The sequence below is a fragment of the Pseudomonas mediterranea CFBP 5447 genome, from assembly GCF_000774145.1.
Classification (GTDB): domain Bacteria; phylum Pseudomonadota; class Gammaproteobacteria; order Pseudomonadales; family Pseudomonadaceae; genus Aquipseudomonas; species Aquipseudomonas mediterranea.
Genome location: NZ_KN322983.1, coordinates 268,254 through 289,941, shown reverse-complemented (window position 1 = coordinate 289,941; position 21,688 = coordinate 268,254). Strand labels below are relative to the sequence as shown.

General features: G+C 62.7%; 15 protein-coding genes. All 15 read left to right on the top strand.

Annotation, left to right across the window (positions count from 1 at the left end; translation table 11 throughout):
* Positions 1-181: 181 nt before the first annotated feature.
* Positions 182-1,246, top strand: coding sequence for a pilus assembly protein PilM (locus N005_RS06760; protein ID WP_047700492.1), 1,065 nt, complete (start codon positions 182-184; stop codon positions 1,244-1,246).
* Positions 1,246-1,812, top strand: coding sequence for a PilN domain-containing protein (locus N005_RS06755; protein WP_047700491.1), 567 nt, complete (start codon positions 1,246-1,248; stop codon positions 1,810-1,812). Before N005_RS06760 ends, N005_RS06755 begins: the two co-directional genes overlap by 1 nt.
* Positions 1,809-2,432 (top strand): type 4a pilus biogenesis protein PilO, encoded by a 624-nt coding sequence (gene pilO / locus N005_RS06750; protein ID WP_047700490.1) that lies wholly within the window; start codon positions 1,809-1,811, stop codon positions 2,430-2,432. The genes N005_RS06755 and pilO overlap by 4 nt, the downstream gene beginning before the upstream one ends.
* A gap of 14 nt (positions 2,433-2,446) precedes the next feature.
* A complete protein-coding gene (locus N005_RS06745; RefSeq protein WP_392397492.1) occupies positions 2,447-2,971 on the top strand; it encodes a pilus assembly protein PilP in 525 nt (174 codons plus the stop codon).
* Positions 2,968-5,040, top strand: coding sequence for a type IV pilus secretin PilQ (locus N005_RS06740; RefSeq protein ID WP_047700488.1), 2,073 nt, complete (start codon positions 2,968-2,970; stop codon positions 5,038-5,040). Before N005_RS06745 ends, N005_RS06740 begins: the two co-directional genes overlap by 4 nt.
* 4 nt (positions 5,041-5,044) lie before the next feature.
* Complete coding sequence (gene aroK / locus N005_RS06735; protein ID WP_041020548.1) at positions 5,045-5,563, top strand: shikimate kinase AroK; 519 nt, start codon at positions 5,045-5,047, stop codon at positions 5,561-5,563.
* Positions 5,564-5,711: 148 nt separating this feature from the next.
* A complete protein-coding gene (gene aroB / locus N005_RS06730) occupies positions 5,712-6,812 on the top strand; it encodes a 3-dehydroquinate synthase (RefSeq protein WP_047700487.1) in 1,101 nt (366 codons plus the stop codon).
* 10 nt (positions 6,813-6,822) lie between these two features.
* Positions 6,823-8,400 (top strand): AAA family ATPase, encoded by a 1,578-nt coding sequence (locus N005_RS06725; protein WP_047700486.1) that lies wholly within the window; start codon positions 6,823-6,825, stop codon positions 8,398-8,400.
* Positions 8,401-8,750: 350 nt separating this feature from the next.
* Positions 8,751-13,199: a glutamate synthase large subunit gene (gene gltB / locus N005_RS06720; protein ID WP_047700485.1), complete on the top strand. Its 4,449-nt coding sequence runs from the start codon at positions 8,751-8,753 to the stop codon at positions 13,197-13,199.
* Positions 13,200-13,232: 33 nt separating this feature from the next.
* On the top strand, positions 13,233-14,651 hold the full coding sequence (locus N005_RS06715; RefSeq protein WP_039592434.1) for an FAD-dependent oxidoreductase: 1,419 nt from the start codon (positions 13,233-13,235) through the stop codon (positions 14,649-14,651).
* A 186-nt stretch (positions 14,652-14,837) separates the two neighbouring features.
* Complete coding sequence (gene hemE, locus N005_RS06710; protein ID WP_047700484.1) at positions 14,838-15,905, top strand: uroporphyrinogen decarboxylase; 1,068 nt, start codon at positions 14,838-14,840, stop codon at positions 15,903-15,905.
* Positions 15,906-16,240: 335 nt separating this feature from the next.
* Positions 16,241-17,707 (top strand): N-acetylglucosamine-binding protein GbpA, encoded by a 1,467-nt coding sequence (gene gbpA, locus N005_RS06705; RefSeq protein WP_047700483.1) that lies wholly within the window; start codon positions 16,241-16,243, stop codon positions 17,705-17,707.
* Between the two features lie 67 nt (positions 17,708-17,774).
* Positions 17,775-18,290: a type II secretion system protein N gene (locus N005_RS06700; RefSeq protein WP_047700482.1), complete on the top strand. Its 516-nt coding sequence runs from the start codon at positions 17,775-17,777 to the stop codon at positions 18,288-18,290.
* An 8-nt stretch (positions 18,291-18,298) separates the two neighbouring features.
* Entirely contained in the window at positions 18,299-20,215 is a 1,917-nt protein-coding gene (gene gspD, locus N005_RS06695; RefSeq protein WP_047701015.1) for a type II secretion system secretin GspD, read from the top strand.
* Positions 20,212-21,684 (top strand): type II secretion system ATPase GspE, encoded by a 1,473-nt coding sequence (gene gspE / locus N005_RS06690; protein ID WP_047700481.1) that lies wholly within the window; start codon positions 20,212-20,214, stop codon positions 21,682-21,684. The genes gspD and gspE overlap by 4 nt, the downstream gene beginning before the upstream one ends.
* Positions 21,685-21,688 lie beyond the last annotated feature (4 nt).

Sequence of the window (21,688 nt, the reverse complement as noted above, 5' to 3'; positions counted from 1 at the left end):
AATGAAAAAGGCGTCAGGTGCAGGGAAGGACCCGTGCTTGCAGCAAAGCGAAAAAAACGCTGCGCATTATAAGCATTTTTTTCCGTTGGAAACGCCATCCGGCCGTCCGTCGGGCTGGGGTGATTGAACGCAATGCGTATTAGAGAGTCCGTAACTCACGGATAGTCATAGGGAATTGGTAGTGCTACGACTCTTCAATAAAAAAGCCCATACGCTTCTGGGCATCGATATCAGCTCCACCTCGGTGAAGCTGCTCGAATTGAGCCGCCAGGGCGACCGTTATCGTGTCGAGTCCTACGCGGTCGAACCGTTGCCGGCCAATGCCGTGATCGAGAAGAACATCGCCGAGCTCGAGGGGGTCGGCCAGGCGCTGTCCCGGGTCCTGGTCAAGGCCAGGACGCCCTCGCGCAGCGTGGCGGTGGCCGTGGCGGGTTCGGCGGTGATTACCAAGACCATCGAGATGGACGCCGGGCTGTCCGACGACGAGATGGAGAACCAGCTCAAGATCGAGGCGGACCAGTACATTCCCTATCCGCTGGATGAGGTGGCCATCGATTTCGAGGTGCTGGGGGTGTCGCCGCGCAACAGCGAGCGGGTCGAGGTGCTGCTGGCGGCCTGTCGCAAGGAAAACGTCGAGGTGCGCGAGGCGGCGCTGGCATTGGCGGGACTGACGGCCCGGGTGGTCGATGTGGAAGCCTACGCGTTGGAGCGCGCTTTCGGCCTGCTCGCCACGCAACTGGCCGCATCCCAGGAGCGGCTGACCGTCGCGGTGATCGACATCGGCGCCACCATGACCACCCTGAGCGTGCTGCACAACGGGCGCATCATCTATACCCGCGAGCAATTGTTCGGCGGTCGCCAGCTCACCGAGGAAATCCAGCGGCGCTACGGCCTGACCCTCGAACAGGCCGGCCTGGCAAAGAAGCAGGGCGGCTTGCCGGACGACTACCTCAGCGAGGTGTTGCAGCCCTTTCGCGAAGCGTTGGTGCAGCAGGTTTCGCGGTCCCTGCAGTTTTTCTTCGCTTCGGGCCAGTACAGTGCAGTGGACCACATCCTGTTGGCTGGGGGCACGGCGTCTGTGGCCGGGCTGGACCGGCTGATCGAGCAGCGCCTGGGCACGCCGACCCAGGTGGCCAACCCGTTTTCCAACATGGCCCTGGGCAGCAAGGTCAATGCCGGCGCCCTGGCCAGTGACGCGCCGGCGCTGATGATCGCCTGCGGGCTGGCCCTCAGGAGTTTCGACTGATGGCGCGGATCAATCTTCTTCCCTGGCGCGAAGAGCTGCGCGAAGAGCGCCGCAAGCGCTTCCTGCTGGCGTTGGTGGGGGCACTGGTCGGCGCCGTGGGAGTGACCCTGATCGGGGTGCAGTACTTGCACAGTGCCATTAACCACCAACTGGCGCGTAACGGGCATATTTCCGAGCAGATAGCGGTATTGGACGAGCGCATCAAGCAGATCAGCGAGCTGAAGGCCCGTCGTCAACAATTGCTGGAGCGCATGCGCATCATCCAGGACCTGCAGGGCAACCGCCCGGTGAGCGGGCGCATCTTCGATCAATTGGTGCGGACGTTGCCGGACGGGGTGTATTTCACCGAGGTGAAGATGGAAGACCGGACGCTCTCCATCAAGGGCGCTGCGGAATCCAACCACCGGGTCTCGGACCTGATGCGCAACCTGGACGCGTCGGATCTGTTCGACGCGCCCAGCCTGACCGAAGTCAAGGCCACGACGGCCGGGCAGCTCGACCAGGCCAACGTGTTCCAGCTGACGGTCCGCCAGACCCAGCCGGCCGACGCGGAGGATGCCCAATGAAACCTGGGGAATGGTTCGACGCGCTGCGCAAGGTCGACTTCAGCGACCTGGACACCAACAACGTCGGCTCCTGGCCGATGCCGGTCAAATGGCTGGCTGGCGTCCTGCTGGTCGTCCTGGTCCTGGGGTTGGGCTATAACTTTGCCGTGAGCGACCTGGAGGATCAGTTGCAGCAGGTGCGCGAGGAAGAAAATACCCTCAAGGCGCAATTCGCGGGCAAGGCCCACATGGCCGCGAACCTGGAGCGCTACATCGAACAGATGAAGCAGATGGAAACCTCCTTTGGGGTGCTGTTGCGGCAGTTGCCCAGCGACACCGAGGTACCGGGCCTGCTGGAAGACATCACCCGCACCGGCCTGGGCAGCGGACTGGAGTTCGAGGAAATCAAACTGCTGCCCGAAGTGACCCAGCCGTTCTACATCGAACTGCCGATCCAGATCACCGTGACCGGTGGCTACCATGACCTGGCGACATTCGTCAGCGGGGTTGCCGGGCTGCCCCGCATTGTCACGTTGCACGATTTTGACATCGCCCCCGCGGACCCCGAAGGGGGATCGAAGCTGCGCATGAGCATCCAGGCCAAGACCTACCGGTACAACGAGCAGGGGGCACAGCCATGAAGCCGCTCCACTGCATGGGCCTGCTGGCCGGGCTGGTGGTGCTGGCCGGCTGTAACAACGACAGTGGCTTCGAGGACCTGGACGCCTACATGAATGAAGTGCGGTTGCGTCCGCCCGGCAAGATCGAGCCGACGCCGACCTTCAAGCCAAACGAAACCTTCACCTACAACGCGTCCGACCTGCGCAGCCCGTTCTCACGGCAGGTGCGGGTGGATCAGACCGAGCGGCAAAAAGGTTCGCGCAATGTCCAGCCCGATCCGAACCGGGTCAAGCAGTACCTCGAAGGCTTCAACATCGAACAGTTTGAAATGGTTGGCACGATCGCCAATGCCAGTGGCTCCTATGCGCTGCTGCGCGGTGCGGGCGGGGTGCACCGGCTCAAGGTCGGTGACTACCTGGGGCGCAACGACGGGCGAATCGTCGCCATCGGTGCCACCCAGGTCGATGTGGTCGAAATCGTTCCCGATGGCGAAGGTGCCTGGCTGGAGCGACCACGGACCATTCCTTTGAAAGAGCACTCAGTGGAACTCGAACAATGAACAGGATTTTTACCGCCTTCGGTGTTTCGCTATGGATGGCGCTGATGTCACCGATGGTGCTTGGGGCGAACCTGAAGACGCTGGATGTCGCGGCTCTGCCGGGGGACCGGGTCGAGTTGAAGCTCGCTTTCGATGGGCCTCCACCCACGCCCCGGGGCTATACCACCGAGCAACCGGCCCGGATCGCCCTGGACCTGCCAGGGGTGACCAACCAGTTGGCGCGCAAGACCCAGGACCTTGGCAGCGGCAATGCGCGCAGTGCCACAGTGGTCGAGGCGGGGGATCGCACCCGGTTGATCATCGGCCTGACCCAATTGGTGCCGTATAACGCTCGGGTCGAAGGTAATAATCTGTTTGTGGTGGTCGGCAAGGGCGCGGAGCCCAGGACTGCCGCCCAGGCCCCGCGCCCGGCAGCTGCCGGGGTGGTGCCTGCCAGGAGCAGCGCGCCGGTGGGCAGGGCCATCCGTGGCGTGGACTTCCAGCGCGGGACCCAGGGTGAAGGCAATGTAGTAATCGACCTGTCGGACCCGTCCATCGCGCCGGATATCCAGGAGCGGGAAGGCAAGATCATCCTCAACTTCGCCAGGACCCAATTGCCTGAACCGCTGCGGGTGCGCCTGGACGTCAAGGACTTCGCCACCCCGGTGCAGTTCGTCAACGCCAGCGCCGGGTCCGACCGGGCCACCATCAGCATCGAGCCCGGCGGTACCTTCGATTACTCGACCTACCAGACCGACAACAAACTGACCGTCAGCGTCCGGCCCATGACGGTCGAGGACTTGCGCAAGCGCGACACCGACCGTGCCGCCTACAACGGTGAAAAACTGTCCCTGAATTTCCAGGACATCGAAGTGCGCTCGGTCCTGCAACTGATTGCCGATTTTACCAACCTGAACCTGGTGGCAAGCGACACGGTGCAGGGCGGTATCACCTTGCGGCTGCAGAATGTTCCATGGGACCAGGCGCTGGACCTGGTGCTGAAGACCAAGGGGCTGGACAAGCGCAAGGTCGGCAATGTGTTGCTGGTCGCCCCCGCCGATGAGATTGCGGCTCGCGAGCGCCAGGAACTGGAGTCCCAGAAGCAGATTGCCGACCTGGCGCCGCTGCGGCGAGAGCTGTTGCAGGTCAACTATGCGAAGGCGGCGGACATCGCCAAGCTGTTCCAGTCGGTGACCAGCGCCGAGGCGAAAGCCGATGAACGCGGCACGATCACGGTGGATGAGCGAACCAACAACATCATCGCCTACCAGACCCAGGACCGGCTCGACGAGTTGCGCCGGATCGTGGCCCAGCTGGATATTCCGGTGCGCCAGGTGATGATCGAGGCCCGGATCGTCGAGGCCAACGTCGATTACGACAAGAGCCTGGGCGTGCGTTGGGGCGGCTCGGTGCAGAACCAGGGCAACTGGAACACTTCGGGTGTGACCAACGGCAGTTCCACCACCATCGGCACGCCGGGCAGCACCAGCACCAACCAGCCATTCGTCGACATGGGCGCGGCGGGCAATACCTCGGGCATCGGCATTGCATTCATTACCGATAACGTACTGCTGGACCTGGAACTGACGGCCATGGAGAAAACCGGCAACGGGGAAATCGTCTCCCAGCCCAAGGTGGTGACGTCGGACAAGGAAACCGCAAAAATCCTCAAGGGCACGGAAATCCCCTACCAGGAAGCCAGTTCCAGTGGGGCTACCTCGGTGTCGTTCAAGGAAGCCTCGTTGTCGCTGGAGGTGACCCCGCAGATCACGCCGGACAACCGCATCATCATGGAGGTCAAGGTCACCAAGGATGAACCGGACTACCTGAACAAGGTGCAGGAGGTGCCACCGATCAAGAAGAACGAAGTCAACGCCAAGGTGCTGGTCAATGACGGCGAGACCATTGTGATTGGCGGGGTTTTCTCAAATACTCAGAGCAAGGTTGTAGATAAGGTGCCATTTCTTGGCGATGTGCCGTATCTTGGCCGCCTTTTCCGGCGTGATCTGGTTTCGGAGAAAAAATCCGAGCTGCTGGTATTCCTCACTCCGCGTATCATGAACAACCAGGCGATTGCTGTGAGTCGTTGATTCTGTGCGAAATTTGATTCTTGTTGGGCCGATGGGCGCTGGAAAAAGCACCATCGGCCGTTTGCTGGCCAAAGAGCTGCGCCTGCCGTTCAAAGATTCCGACAAGGAAATTGAATTGCGCACGGGCGCGAATATCCCATGGATTTTCGACAAGGAAGGCGAACCAGGCTTTCGTGATCGCGAGCAGGCGATGATCGCCGAGCTGTGCGCATTCGAAGGTGTGGTGCTGGCCACGGGGGGCGGGGCCGTGATGCGCGAAGCCAACCGTCGGGAACTGCACGCCGGCGGCCGGGTGGTCTACCTGCACGCCTCCGTCGAACAGCAGGTCGGTCGTACCGCCCGGGATCGCAACCGTCCGCTGTTGCGCACTGCCGATCCGGCCAAAACCCTGCGGGACCTGCTGGAGCTGCGCGATCCGCTGTACCGGGAGATCGCCGACCTGGTGGTGGAAACCGACGAACGGCCCCCGAGGATGGTGGTGCTGGAGATTCTCGAACGTCTGCAGCAGTTGCCTCCCCGTTAATCCGCCATGGGAAATGCGCTATCCTCGGCGTCTCGCCGTCATCCGCCCGGATGTGGCAGATGGTCGACGAGTGGCGTCAGAGCAGACACCGTGGACTTTTCGTTAATTGCAGGCAGGATGCCTGATTCCATCTTCACCGTGGGGACACATGCAGACACTAAAGGTCGACCTGGGCGAGCGCAGCTACCCGATTCACATTGGCGAAGGCTTGCTGGACCAGCCGCAACTGCTGGTGCCGCATATTGCCGGGCGGCAAGTGGCGATCATCTCCAACGAAACCGTCGCCCCTTTGTATCTGGAGCGCCTGACCCGCAGCCTGTCCGCCTTCTCGGTCATTTCCGTGGTGTTGCCCGACGGCGAGGCGTTCAAGAACTGGGAAACCCTGCAACTGATCTTCGACGGCCTGCTGACCGCGCGGCATGACCGGCGCACCACGGTGGTGGCCTTGGGCGGTGGGGTGATCGGCGACATGGCCGGTTTTGCCGCGGCCTGCTACCAGCGCGGCGTCGACTTCATCCAGATCCCTACCACGTTGCTGTCCCAGGTCGACTCGTCGGTGGGCGGCAAGACCGGCATCAACCATCCGCTGGGCAAGAACATGGTCGGCGCTTTCTATCAGCCCAACGTGGTGCTGATCGACACCGCTACCCTCAATACCCTGCCGTCCCGTGAGTTGTCCGCAGGGCTCGCGGAGGTCATCAAGTACGGGCTGATCTGCGACGAACCGTTCCTGGGCTGGCTCGAAGAGAACGTCGATCGCCTGCGGGCGCTGGACCAGGCGGCCCTGACCTACGCCATCGAGCGTTCCTGCGCGGCCAAGGCCGCGGTGGTCGGTGCCGATGAGCGGGAGTCGGGTGTACGGGCCACGCTCAACCTCGGCCACACCTTTGGACACGCCATCGAGACCCACATGGGGTATGGTGTCTGGCTACATGGCGAGGCGGTGGCGGCCGGTACGGTCATGGCCCTGGAAATGTCCGCGCGCCTGGGCTGGATCAGCGAGCAGGAGCGTGATCGCGGCATTCGCCTCTTCCAGCGCGCCGGGCTGCCGGTGGTGCCTCCCGAGGAAATGACCGAGGCCGATTTCCTCGAACACATGGCAATCGACAAGAAAGTGATCGATGGTCGTCTGCGTCTGGTGCTGCTGCGCCGCATGGGCGAAGCGGTGGTGACCGACGATTATCCGAAAGAGGTTCTACAGGCCACGCTGGGCGCGGATTATCACGCCCTGGCTCAGCTTAAAGGTTAATGAGATTCCGATGACTAGTTTGCATGCCGACGAGGCTTTCCTCGGCCATTTCCAATTGAGTCACGACCCCTTCGCTCCACGGGTCCCCGGCTTCAAGTTCTTCCCGGCCCAGCGCAAGCCGGTGCTGGGTCAGTTGCATCACCTGGCGCGCTACAGCCAATTGCTGCTGGTGGTCACCGGCCCCCAGGGCAGTGGCAAGACCCTGCTGCGCCAGGCGCTGGTGGCCAGCACCAACAAACAGTCGGTGCAAAGCGTGGTGGTCTCGGCCCGTGGTGCCGGTGATGCCGCCGGTGTGTTGCGCCAGGTCGCCCAGGCGCTGAACCTGGCCCAGGCTGAAGTGGGCGCGATTCTCGACCAGATCGTCCAGTTGGCGCTGACCGGGCAGGAAGTCTATCTGCTGGTGGATGATGCCGAGCAGCTCGACGAGTCGGCCTTGGAAGCCTTGCTGGCGCTGGCGGCCGGTGCGCCGGAAGGGCGTCCCCATGTGTTCCTGTTTGGCGAGTCGTCGCTGATCGCCGATCTGGACCAGCTGGAGCTCGAGGAAGAGCGCTTCCATATCATCGAACTGGCGCCCTACACCGAAGAAGAAACCCGCGAATACCTGGATCAGCGTCTTGAAGGCGCGGGTCGGGGTATCGAACTTTTTACCGCCGATCAGATCTCTGAGATTCACGAAGGTTCCGGCGGCTGGCCTGGCAACATCAACCAGGTCGCTCGCGATGCCTTGATCGAAGTCATGATTGCCAGCCGCTCAGCGGTGAAGCGTCCAACCATGGGGTTCAACATGCCGAAGAAACACGTATTGGCGATTTCCGCCGTCGTCGTGGTCGCGGTCGTCGCGGCCTGGCTGATGCCGGGTCGCAACAAGGCGCCGACGACCGGCGCACCTGCCAACGAACAGGCACAACTGCCCCTCGGCCAGGGGGCGCCGAAGCCCAATGGCGGCGCGCCGGCGGTGGAATTTGCCGGCAGCACCCAGCCGATGCCGCTGCCGCTGGTCGGCCAGTCGCAACCGGTCATGCGCGGGCCACTGGCCGAAGCCGCCGGCGGAATTACCGAGGGCGACGATGGCGCGGCACCACCGATCGACGACGGCGACACGCCGCCGACCGTGACCACCACGGCGCCGCCTGAGGGCGTGCCTGCCGGCCCGGCTCCGACACCGACACCGACACCTGCTCCGGCCGCCAAGCCGACCCCGGCGCCGACCCAGGTGGCAACGGCCAAACCTGCCCCGGCGCCGGCCGCCAAGCCGACGCCTGCCCCGGCGGCCAAGCCTGCCGCACCGGCCAAGGCCGCGGGTGGCAACTGGTATGCCGGTCAGGCACCGGGCAACTACGTCGTACAGATTCTCGGCACCAGCTCCGAAGCCACTGCTCAGAACTTCGTCAAGGAGCAGGGCGGCGAGTATCGTTATTTCAAGAAAGTCCTCAACGGCAAGCCGCTGTATGTCATCACTTATGGCAGCTTTGCCAGCCGTGATGCAGCTGTTTCCGCTATCAAGGCCTTGCCAGCGAAGGTTCAGGCTGGTAAACCTTGGCCTCGCACTGTCGCCAGCGTCCAACAGGAACTGGCTGCAACTCGCTGAAGATTCGGCGGCCTTACCCAGGCCGCCTCTCCCGGCAACCTCAACATTTCCGCAAGAGCGAGCGACCTGTCAGGCCGCGCGCCTTGTGGTGTCTGCGTCACAGTAGCGTTTGAGTCGTAGCGGTCGAACCCAAAAAAGTTTTGACTAGCACAGCATATAGCTTTAAACCTTTCACAAATGCGACATGAATTTGCGACGTTTCGTCGTCAAATTTGTGGGTGTCTGTGTCGGCATGTACAATGACCTCCCTTTTGCCCCCGCAAAGCCGGCGTACGTTCGGCGCGACATGCAACTGGCTGAATTGAAAAGAAATTTGTCTCGATAAGAGGCAGCCTGGTGAGAAAGTGTCTATGAAAGCAGGTCTGTACCAACCAGATGAATTCAAGGATAACTGTGGTTTTGGCCTGATAGCCCACATGCAGGGCGAGCCCAGCCATACCCTTTTGCAAACGGCCATTGAGGCCCTGACCTGCATGACCCACCGTGGTGGGATCAACGCCGACGGCAAGACCGGCGACGGCTGTGGCTTGCTGATTCAAAAGCCTGATGAGTTCCTGCGTGCCATTGCCCAGGAAACGTTTGGCGTCACCCTGCCCAAGCAGTACGCCGTGGGCATGGTGTTCTTCAACCAGGACCCGGTGAAGGCCCAGGCCGCTCGCGAGAACATGGACCGCGAGATCCTGGCCGCCGGCCTGCAGCTGGTCGGCTGGCGCAAAGTGCCGATCGATACCAGTGTCCTCGGTAGCCTGGCCCTGGCGCGCCTGCCGCAGATCGAACAAGTGTTCATCGCCGGCGAAGGCCTGAGCGACCAGGAAATGGCGATCAAGCTGTTCAGCTCCCGTCGTCGCTCGTCCGTGGCCAACGCCGCCGACACCGACCACTACATCTGCAGCTTTTCCAACAAGACCATCATCTATAAAGGCCTGATGATGCCGGCGGACCTCACCGCCTTCTATCCGGACCTGAGCGACGAGCGCCTGAAAACCGCGATCTGCGTGTTCCACCAGCGCTTCTCCACCAACACCCTGCCGAAATGGCCGTTGGCCCAGCCATTCCGCTTCCTCGCCCACAACGGCGAGATCAACACCATCACCGGCAACCGCAACTGGGCCCTGGCCCGTCGCACCAAGTTCGCCAACGACCTGATGCCCGATCTCGAAGAGCTCGGCCCGCTGGTCAACCGCGTGGGCTCGGACTCCTCGAGCATGGACAACATGCTCGAACTGATGGTGACCGGTGGCATCGACCTGTTCCGTGGCGTGCGCATGCTGGTTCCGCCAGCGTGGCAGAACGTCGAGACCATGGACCCGGACCTGCGGGCGTTCTACGAATACAACTCCATGCACATGGAACCGTGGGACGGCCCGGCCGGTATCGTCATGACCGATGGCCGCTATGCCGTGTGCCTGCTGGACCGTAACGGTCTGCGCCCGGCGCGCTGGGTCACCACCACCAACGGTTTCATCACCCTGGCATCGGAAATCGGCGTCTGGAACTACCAGCCCGAAGACGTCATCGCCAAGGGCCGCGTAGGCCCGGGCCAGATCTTTGCCGTGGACACCGAAACCGGCCAGATCCTCGACACCGACGCCATCGACAACCGCCTCAAGTCCCGTCATCCGTACAAGCAATGGCTGCGCAAGAACGCCCTGCGCATCCAGGCGACCATGGAAGACAATGACCACGGCTCGGCTTTCTACGACGTCGACCAGCTCAAGCAGTACATGAAGATGTACCAGGTGACGTTCGAAGAGCGTGACCAGGTGTTGCGTCCGCTGGGCGAGCAGGGCTACGAAGCGGTCGGCTCCATGGGTGACGACACGCCGATGGCTGTGTTGTCGCAGCGTGTGCGCACGCCATACGACTATTTCCGCCAGCAGTTCGCCCAGGTGACCAACCCACCGATCGACCCGCTGCGCGAAGCGATCGTGATGTCGCTGGAAATCTGCCTGGGCGCCGAGCGCAACATTTTCCAGGAGTCGCCGGAGCACGCCTCGCGGGTGATCCTCAGCTCGCCGGTCATTTCCCCGGCCAAGTGGCGCTCGCTGACCAACCTCGACCGTCCGGGCTTCGCGCGTCAGGTCATCGACCTGAACTACGACGAAAGCGTCGGCCTCGAAGCGGCCATCCGCAACGTCGCCGATCAGGCTGAAGAAGCCGCGCGCGCCGGTCGGACCCAGATCGTGCTCAGCGACCGTCACATCGCGCCGGGCAAGTTGCCGATCCATGCATCCCTGGCCACGGGGGCGGTGCACCATCGCCTGACCGAGAAAGGCCTGCGCTGCGATTCCAACATCCTTGTCGAAACCGCCACCGCCCGCGATCCGCATCATTTCGCGGTGCTGATCGGCTTCGGTGCCTCGGCGGTGTATCCGTTCCTGGCCTACGAAGTGCTCGGCGACCTGATCCGCACCGGTGAAGTGCTGGGCGATCTCTACGAGGTGTTCAAGAACTACCGCCGGGGCATCACCAAGGGCCTGCTCAAGATCCTCTCGAAAATGGGCATCTCGACGATCGCCTCGTACCGCGGTGCGCAACTGTTCGAGGCCATCGGCCTGTCCGAGGAAGTCTGCGAGCTGAGCTTCCGTGGCGTGCCGAGCCGTATCAAGGGTGCGCGTTTCGTCGACATCGAAGCCGAGCAGAAAGCCCTGGCTGCCGAAGCCTGGAGTCCGCGCAAGCCGATCCAGCAAGGCGGCCTGCTGAAGTTCGTCCACGGCGGCGAATACCACGCCTACAACCCGGATGTGGTGAACACCCTGCAAGCCGCTGTGCAGCAGGGCGACTACACCAAGTTCAAGGAATACACGGCGCTGGTGGACAACCGCCCGGTGTCGATGATCCGCGACCTGCTCAAGGTCAAGACCCTGGACACCCCGCTGGACATCAGCGAAGTGGAACCGCTGGAATCGGTGCTCAAGCGCTTCGACTCCGCCGGTATTTCCCTGGGCGCCCTGTCCCCGGAAGCCCACGAAGCCCTGGCCGAAGCCATGAACCGCCTTGGTGCGCGTTCCAACTCCGGTGAAGGCGGCGAGGATCCGGCGCGCTACGGCACCATCAAGAGCTCGAAAATCAAGCAGGTTGCCACCGGCCGCTTCGGTGTGACGCCGGAGTACCTGGTCAACGCGGAAGTGCTGCAGATCAAGGTTGCCCAGGGTGCCAAGCCCGGTGAAGGCGGCCAGCTGCCCGGCGGCAAGGTCAACGGCCTGATCGCCAAGCTGCGCTACGCGGTTCCCGGCGTGACCCTGATTTCGCCACCGCCGCATCACGACATCTACTCGATCGAAGACTTGTCGCAACTGATCTTCGACCTCAAGCAGGTGAACCCGCAGGCGCTGGTTTCGGTGAAGCTGGTGGCGGAAGCCGGCGTCGGCACCATCGCCGCCGGCGTGGCCAAGGCCTATGCCGACCTGATCACCATCTCCGGCTACGACGGCGGCACCGGTGCATCGCCGCTGACCTCGATCAAGTACGCCGGTGCGCCATGGGAACTGGGCCTGGCGGAAACCCACCAGACCCTGCGCGGCAACGACTTGCGCGGCAAGGTCCGGGTGCAGACCGACGGTGGCCTGAAAACCGGCCTCGACGTGATCAAGGCCGCCATCCTCGGCGCCGAGAGCTTCGGCTTCGGCACCGCGCCGATGATCGCCCTGGGCTGCAAGTACCTGCGTATCTGCCACCTAAACAACTGCGCCACCGGCGTGGCGACCCAGAACGAGAAACTGCGCAAGGACCACTACATCGGTACCGTCGACATGGTGGTGAACTTCTTCACCTACGTGGCCGAAGAAACCCGCGAGTGGCTGGCAAAGCTGGGCGTGCGCTCCCTCGAAGAGCTGATCGGCCGTACCGATCTGCTGGATGTGATCGAAGGGCAGACCGCCAAGCAGCATCATCTGGACCTGACGCCGTTGCTGGGCAGCGATCTGATCCCGGCGGAGAAGCCGCAATTCTGCCAGGTCGACCGCAACCCGCCGTTCGACAAGGGCGAGTTGGCCGAGAAAATGGTCGACATGGCCGCTTCGGCGATCAACGACCTGAGCGGTGCCGAGTTCAGCCTGGACATCTGCAACTGCGACCGTTCCATCGGCGCGCGGATCTCCGGCGAAATCGCCCGCAAACACGGCAACCAGGGCATGGCCCAGGCGCCGATCACGTTCCGCTTCAAGGGAACTGCCGGCCAGAGCTTCGGCGTCTGGAACGCCGGCGGCCTGAACATGTACCTGGAAGGCGATGCCAACGACTACGTGGGCAAGGGCATGACCGGCGGCAAGCTGGTCATCGTTCCGCCCAAGGGCAGCGTCTACAAGACCCAGAACAGTGCCATCATCGGCAACACCTGCCTCTACGGCGCCACCGGCGGCAAGCTGTTCGCCGCCGGCACCGCGGGCGAGCGTTTTGCCGTGCGCAACTCCGGGGCCCACACCGTGGTGGAAGGCACCGGGGATCACTGCTGCGAATACATGACCGGCGGTTTCGTCTGTGTCCTGGGCAAGACCGGTTACAACTTCGGCTCTGGCATGACCGGTGGTTTCGCCTACGTGCTCGACCAGGACAACAGCTTCGTTGACCGGGTCAACCACGAACTGGTGGAAATCCAGCGGATCAGCGGCGAGGCGATGGAAGCCTACCGCAGCCACCTGCAACGCGTGCTGGATGAGTACGTCGAGGAAACCGACAGCGAGTGGGGTCGTGAACTCGCGGAAAACCTCGATGACTACGTGCGTCGTTTCTGGCTGGTCAAGCCGAAGGCTGCCAACCTGAAGTCGTTGCTTTCCAGCACTCGTGCCAACCCGCAGTGATATGCGCCTGAAGAGTTTGATGAGGTTTTAACAATGGCTGAACGTCTGAATAACGACTTCCAGTTCATCGATGTCGGGCGCAAGGATCCGAAGAAGAAACTGTTGCGTCAACGCAAGAAAGAGTTCGTCGAGATCTACGAACCGTTCAAACCCCAGCAGTCGGCCGACCAGGCCCACCGCTGCCTGGGCTGCGGCAACCCGTACTGCGAATGGAAGTGCCCGGTGCACAACTTCATTCCCAACTGGCTGAAGCTGGTGGCCGAGGGCAACATCCTCCAGGCCGCCGAGCTGTCCCACCAGACCAACACCCTGCCGGAAGTCTGCGGCCGGGTGTGCCCGCAGGATCGCCTGTGCGAAGGCGCCTGCACCCTGAACGACGGCTTTGGCGCGGTGACCATCGGTTCGGTGGAGAAGTACATCACCGACACCGCGTTCGCCATGGGCTGGCGCCCGGACATGTCCAAGGTCAAGCCGACCGGCAAGCGCGTTGCCATCATCGGTGCCGGCCCGGCGGGCCTGGGCTGTGCCGACGTACTGGTACGCGGCGGCGTGACTCCGGTGGTGTTCGACAAGAACCCGGAAATCGGTGGCCTGCTGACCTTCGGCATCCCCGAGTTCAAGTTGGAAAAGACCGTGCTGAGCAATCGTCGCGAAGTCTTCACCGGCATGGGCATCGAGTTCCGCCTGAACACCGAGGTGGGCAAGGACGTGACCATGGAGCAACTGCTCGAAGAATACGATGCCGTATTCATGGGCATGGGCACCTACACCTACATGAAGGGCGGCTTTGCCGGCGAGGACCTGCCGGGCGTGTACGATGCATTGGACTTCCTGATCGCCAACGTCAATCGCAACCTGGGCTTTGAAAAGTCGCCGGAAGATTTCGTCGACATGAAGGGCAAGAAGGTGGTGGTACTCGGTGGTGGCGACACGGCGATGGACTGCAACCGTACTTCGATCCGCCAGGGTGCCAAGTCGGTGACCTGTGCTTACCGTCGTGACGAAGCCAACATGCCCGGCTCGCGCAAAGAGGTGAAGAACGCCAAGGAAGAAGGCGTGAAGTTCCTCTACAACCGCCAGCCGATTGCCATCGTGGGTGAAGACAAGGTCGAAGGCGTGAAAGTGGTCGAGACCCGTCTCGGCGAGCCGGACGCCCGTGGCCGCCGCAGCCCCGAGCCGATCCCCGGCTCCGAAGAGATCATCCCGGCCGACGCCGTGGTGATCGCCTTCGGCTTCCGTCCAAGCCCGGCGCCCTGGTTCGAGCAGTTCAGCATCCAGACCGACAGTCAGGGGCGCGTCGTGGCCCCGGAACAAGGCCAGTACAAGCACCAGACCAGTAACCCGAAGATCTTCGCCGGTGGCGACATGGTCCGTGGTTCCGACCTGGTGGTGACGGCAATCTTCGAAGGCCGCAATGCGGCGGAAGGGATCCTGGATTACCTGGGGGTCTAAAGACCCAGCTGCAAGCTATAAGCTTCAAGCTACAAGTTGAAAGCAGGCGCACTTGTGGCTTGCCGCTCATAGCTTGCAGCTGCTTTTATGCGACAAATTGCCCCGATAGATAAAAGGCACGGCTCTTGCCGTGCCTTTTGCTTCGCGCTCTGAGAAAATGCCCGCACTTTTTTTCCGGATGCCGACATGACTGCCCTGAAGAACGACCGTTTCCTGCGCGCCCTGCTCAAGCAACCCGTAGACGTGACCCCTGTGTGGATGATGCGCCAGGCCGGCCGCTATCTGCCGGAGTACCGCGCCAGCCGCGCCAAGGCCGGCGACTTCATGAGCCTGTGCATGAACCCCCAGTTCGCCTGCGAAGTGACCCTGCAACCGCTGGATCGCTACCCGCAGCTGGACGCGGCCATCCTGTTCTCCGACATCCTCACGATTCCCGACGCCATGGGCCAGGGCCTGTACTTCGAGACGGGCGAAGGCCCGCGCTTCAAGAAAGTCGTCAGTACCCTGGCCGATATCGAAGCGCTGCCGATTCCCGATCCGCAGAAGGACCTGGGCTACGTCATGGACGCGGTCAGCACCATCCGCCGCGAACTCAACGGTCGCGTGCCGCTGATCGGCTTCTCCGGCAGCCCGTGGACCCTGGCCACCTACATGGTCGAAGGCGGCTCGTCGAAGGATTTCCGCAAGACCAAGGCCATGCTCTACGACAATCCGCAAGCCATGCACCTGTTGCTGGACAAGCTGGCGCAGTCGGTGACGGCTTACCTCAACGGTCAGATCCTGGCCGGTGCGCAAGCGGTGCAGATCTTCGATACCTGGGGCGGCAACCTGTCGGCGGCGGCGTACCAGGAGTTCTCCCTGGCCTACATGCGCAAGATTGTCAGCGGCCTGATCCGCGAGCATGAAGGGCGCAAGGTCCCGGTGATCCTGTTTACCAAGAACGGCGGCCTGTGGCTGGAAAGCATCGCCGATGCCGGTGCCGACGCCCTGGGCCTGGACTGGACCTGCGACATCGGCAACGCCCGCGAACGGGTCGGTCACAAAGTCGCGTTGCAAGGCAACATGGACCCGACCGTACTCTACGCCAAGCCTGAAGCCATTCGCGCTGAAGTCGGGCGTATCCTCGCCAGTTATGGCAAGGGCAGCGGCCATGTGTTCAACCTCGGCCATGGCATTACCCCGGAAGTCGATCCGGAACATGCCGGTGCATTCCTGCGGGCGGTGCATGAGCTGTCGGCGCAATATCACGCCTAGTGGACCCCGCTAAAGCAGCCTGTCCGGTCCAGTGTCGGACAGGCTTTTTTTTGCGTGCTGTTCATCTATTCAACATCAATTAGTCGGTTGTTTGGCCTGGCGTGTTTGTTGTTTATGGCGGCTGGCTTCTTATGTGTAAGAGCTTTCTTTCACCATGTAAGAAAAATAGATTCAGAGATCCTTCCTTCTACCTAGAGAGATTTACCCTACATAGCAAACTTTGAGTTTTCTATAAGGTTCGGCGCTTGAAAGGTGCGGCGCTGAGCACTCCCGCATGCCTTTCAAGATGACGGTGATACGTCTTCCCAATCTCGAATGACTAGCCTGGAACTTATATGAAAAACAACTTCTACAAGAGCACGGTATTGACGGGATGTGCTTCCTCCTTGGTTCTCTTGTCGACCTTGATAGTGTCCCAGGGCGCGCTTGCCCATGGCTTCCTGGAAGTACCGCCTTCGCGTGCGTTGTTGTGCCAGAAAGGCGAAAACAAAAACTGCGGCGGCGCGCAATACGAACCCCAGAGCACAGGTGAAACCTTCAAGGGTTTCCCCAACGGAGCAGGCGGGGCGCCCCTGCAGGGACCGGTTGACGGAAAAATTGCCAGTGGTGGCCACCCGCTGTTTTCCGCCCTTGATGCGCAATCGGCCACGCGCTGGCACCTGACCGAGATCCGCGACCGCAACATCGCCTTCCAATGGCAATACACCGCGGTGCACCCGGCGACACGGCATGAGTACTTCATTACCCGCGATGGCTGGAACCCGAACGAAGCGCTCAAGCGTGCCTCGTTCGACAGCACGCCGTTCTGCACGGTGGATGGCGGCAACCAGACGCCGAAACCGGGTGCCCGGCACAACTGCGTCATACCCGACAGCAAGTCGGGACATCATGTGATCCTGGCGGTCTGGACGGTGGGTGACACCGACAACGCGTTCTACGACCCGGCGGACGTGAACATCCTCGCCGAAGCCGCGCTGCCGGGAGGCTGGTCGCCGGTGGGCAGCATCGCATCGTCGACTCCACTGCTGGTGGGCGACAGGGTCAAGGCGCGAGCATTCTCCGCCAGCGGCGAAAATCCCTCCTACAGCGTGGCTGTCGGCATCGACTCGGCCGAGGAGGGTCGGCCTGAGAACTGGTCGTTCAAACTGGCCGAAGCCATCAACCAGGCCCATCCACTGATTCGTGCGGGTATTCGCGACGATGACGGCAATATCACCCCGGTCCGCGGCACTAACAACCTGTACGCCCAGAAAGAAAGCGGCGTGAGCCGGTATGAAGTGCAACTGGACATGCAGGAAGACGCTGGCGCCAGCATGTCGATTGCGTCCCTGCAGCCGGAATACGTACTCGACAAGGGCCGCGTCAGCATGACGTTCGCGGCGCAGACGAACCGCCGGATGAACCTGGAAGCGACGTTGCTCGATGAGAAGAACAAGCCGGTGGGGGTCGTGAGCCAATCCGCAGGTGAAGGCAACACCGGGCTGAGCATGGACGTGCGCAGTGCGCCGGGGGCCCACACCCTGACGCTGGTAGGCACCACCGAGGACGGGCGCACCACGCGCCAGGAAACTCGCACCGTCACCCTGACCGGTGAGGGCGCAGACGTCGAATACGATTTCGTGTTCCCTGAAAACCTCGGTGAGTACACCGCCGGCACGAAGGTATTGCAGCCCAAGACCAACGAGGTCTTCGAGTGCAAGCCGTTCCCCGCGTCCGGTTACTGCAAGCAGTACAGCCCGACGGCGAACGGTTTCGAGCCCGGTGTCGGTGCTTCCTGGCAGAGCGCCTGGGACAAGCTGTAAGTCCTGACGGGAATGGCGTCAGGCAATCCGCACGGGTTGCCTGCTGCCTTCAAGCGAGAGCGCGGTGATGCATTCAAATTATTTCTTCGCACGGCACGCTTTGTGGCTCGTGCCGCTGTTGCATGGCGTATTCCTGGTCGGGCAGGAATGGCGTTTTCGCCAGGCATTGGGCCGTGAAGTGCCGACGGTCGTCGAATCGCCGGTCGTCCCGGCTGGCCGCTCGCCCAATGTTCAAGCCGTGGCCACCGTGCTCGGTCTCGCGCCTGCCGGTGCCCACTTGCCCAGTGCCGAGCCGATGACCTTGCAAGCCAGTTTTGTCGTTGCCCAGGGCCTGTCGCGGGCATTGCTGGCTGACGCTGCAGGCGCGCGCATTTACCAGGTGGGTGAGCGCTTGCCCAGCGGCAGCGTGCTGCGTCGGGTGGAGGCCGACCATGTGACGTTATGGCGCAACGGACGTGAAGAGCGCCTGGCCCTGCAACAACAGGCGAAGCCCTGGTTGCGCCGGGTGGGTCTCGAAGATGAACGCCCTGCGACGGTTGATTCTCCGCAATACGTACGCCCGGTGGCCGGGCATCCAGAGTGATCGAATTCATGAACAGCGTTATCCGCAGCCGTGTCTCCCACGTGTTGCTCTGTCTTGCCGTGTCCTGTCCGCTGATGTTTGCCACCGTGGCGCGGGCCGAAGAGGCGCGTTGGCAACTGGCAATGAACAATGCCGAATTGCGCGATGTGGTCGAAGAAATATCCGCGATCCTGGGCAAAACCGTAGTGCTCGATCCGAGGGTGTCGGGACGCATCTCCGTCATGTCCCGCGAGGCCTTGGATCGCGAAGGCGTGCGTCGGTTGTTCTATTCGGTACTCGATGCCCACAACTTCACCGTGATCGATGAAGGCGAGCGGATCCTGATCACCCCGGTTGCCGATGGCAGGACCCGGGCCGGTTCCGGCGACACGAAAGACCCGGCGCCCTCGCAGTTCGTCACCCGGGTCATCGACTTGCAATCGAGCATTGCAGCCGACGTTGCCGGACTGATCCGCCCCCTGGTATCGGGTGCCGGCTACATCGGGCCTTCGGTTTCCGCCAACGCGTTGGTAGTGACCGACACGGCCGCCAATGTGCAGCGCATCACTCGGGTCGCGCAGCAATTGGACTCGGGACACAACCGCAATCATGAGGTGGTGCAGTTACGTCATGCCAGGGCCGGGGATATCGCGTCGATCCTGGAAGCTTCCGGCAATAAGCGCGAGGGCGACACCGCCGGCTCGGTGATTGCCGACGCGCGCGGCAACCGCCTGGTGATCATCGGCGCACCGCGGGTGCGTCAACGCCTGGCCGAACTGGCCCGGACCCTGGACGTTCCGGCCTCCGCGGCCGAGGACACTGCGCGGGTCATCCGCTTGCGCCACAGCGATGCCAAGCAATTGGCCGAGGTGCTGGAGGGCGTCGGGCAAGACAAGAAAGCCGCACCGGCCCAGGCCGGCCTGCGGGAAAGCGCTGCCGCCAACCCGTTCATGATCAAGGCCGACGAAAGCCAGAATGCCCTGGTGTTGATCGCCGAGCCGGCCCAGGTCCGCACCATCGAGAATATCGTCCGGGAGCTGGACCAACCTCGGGCCCAGGTGCTCATCCATGCCGCCATCGTTGAAATTTCCGGAGACATTGCCGAGGCGCTGGGGGTGCAGTGGGGGATCAAGAGTGGCGGCGCGGAGGGGGTCATCAGTTTTTCGGGAACCAACACGCCGATCATCGGTGAGCTGAACCCCAAGGACGTCGACGGTGTGCTCCTGCGGTTAGGGGGGGATCGCTTCAGTGCACTGATATCGGCCCTGGCGAGCAATACCCGCAGCAACCTGCTCTCCACGCCCAGCCTGCTGACCCTGGATAACCAGGAGGCGGAGATCATTGTCGGCAAGAACGTGCCGTTCAAGACCGGCTCCTACGCCACCAACGGCAGCGGTGCGGACAATCCCTTTACCACGGTGGAGCGCAAGGACGTCGGCATCAGCCTCAAGATCAAGCCCTACATCAACCAGGGCTCCTCCCTGCGCCTGGAGGTCCAGCAGGAGGTCTCGGACATCGCCCCGTCTGTTGCCGGCGTGGACTCCTCGGACCTGATCACCAACAAGCGGGCCCTGAAGAGCACGATACTGGCGGACGACGGCGAGATCATCGTGATCGGCGGCCTGATCCGCGACGATGTCCGTTCCCAGGAAAGCGGCGTGCCGCTGTTGCGCAGCATTCCGTACCTGGGTGCGCTGTTTCGCTGGACCCGCGACACCCAGACCAAAAGCAACCTGATGGTGTTCCTGCGGCCGACCATCGTGCGTGGCAAGGAAGACCTCGCGGAGGTCAGTCGCCAGCGCTACGACGCGCTCCGGGAACTGAGCAAGCCGGGCTCGCGGCAGAATAATTCGCTGTTGCTGCCCCGCGACGCTCGCCAGTTGTTCGAGTCCTCCATGGAGCCGTCGTCGACAGATCCGCTGCTGCAGAAACGGGGTGACCTGTGAGCGATTCCCTGGCCCCGCTGCCCTTTGGCTTTGCCCGGCGCCACGGCGTGCTACTGGACGGCGAAGGGACGACCATGAGCCTGGTGATGCGTTGCGATACGCCGCTGACTGCGCTGGCTGAGGTTCGCCGGCGATGTGGCCGGGAACTGCCGATCCAGGTGCTGGAGCCCGCGCAATTCGCCACGCGCCTGGCCTGTGTCTATCGCCAGGGCCAGAGCGCTGCCGAACAGGTGGCTCAGGGGCTGGACGAGGAACTGGACTTGCTCAGCCTGGCCGATCAGTTGCCACAGACCGCGGATTTGCTGGAGCAGCAGGGCGATGCGCCGATTATCCGCTTGATCAACGCGCTGCTCAGCGAAGCGGTTCGCGAACAGGCATCGGACGTGCACCTGGAAACGTACGAACAGTATCTTTCGGTACGCATGCGGGTCGACGGCCAACTGCGGGAAATGCTCCGTCCGCGCCGTGAGCTGGCCAGCCTGCTGGTATCGCGGATCAAGGTCATGGCGCACCTGGATATCGCAGAAAAACGAGTCCCTCAAGACGGCCGGATGGCGTTGCGGCTGGCCGGGCATGAGGTCGATGTGCGGGTCTCGACGCTGCCGTCGGCCCATGGCGAGCGAGTGGTATTGCGCCTGCTCGACAAGCAGGCCGGGCGTCTGGAGCTGCCGCGTCTGGGCCTGCCAGACGACACCCTGGCGAGCCTGCGTCGGTTGCTCGCCAAACCCCACGGTATCGTGTTGGTGACCGGCCCCACGGGCTCGGGGAAAACCACCAGCCTGTACGCGGCGCTCAGCAGCCTCAACCACCAGAGCCGCAACATCCTCACTGTCGAAGACCCGATCGAATACCACCTGCCGGGCATCGGCCAGATGCCGGTCAACCCGAAGGTCGACATGACCTTCGCCCGTGGCTTGCGAGCCATTCTGCGCCAGGACCCGGACGTGGTGATGGTGGGCGAGATTCGTGACCGCGAGACGGCCGAGATCGCCGTCCAGGCCTCCCTGACCGGTCACCTGGTGTTGTCGACCCTGCACACCAACAGCGCCGTCGGTGCGATCACGCGGCTGGTGGACATGGGCGTGGACGCTTATCTGCTGGCCTCGTCCCTGGCCGGCATCGTCGCGCAACGGTTGTTGCGGGCCCTGTGTCCATCCTGCAGGACCCCCTATGTCGCCGACGCCGCCACCTGTCGGCGCCTCGGGCTCGAGGCCGAGGCCGGGCCTCGGCTGTTCAGGGCCATGGGGTGCGATGACTGCCAGGCGGGTTACCGGGGGCGTTTCGGCATTTATGAGCTGGTCAGTGTCAGCAGCCCGCTGTCGCAACTGATTCACCAGGGAGCGGCCGAACCGGCGCTGGCGGCCGAGGCGCGCAAGACCTCCCGCAGCCTGTTCCAGGACGGGCGCCAGCGGGTCCTGGAAGGGCTGACCAGTGTCGATGAACTGCTGCGCATCACCCAGGAGGATTAGCGCA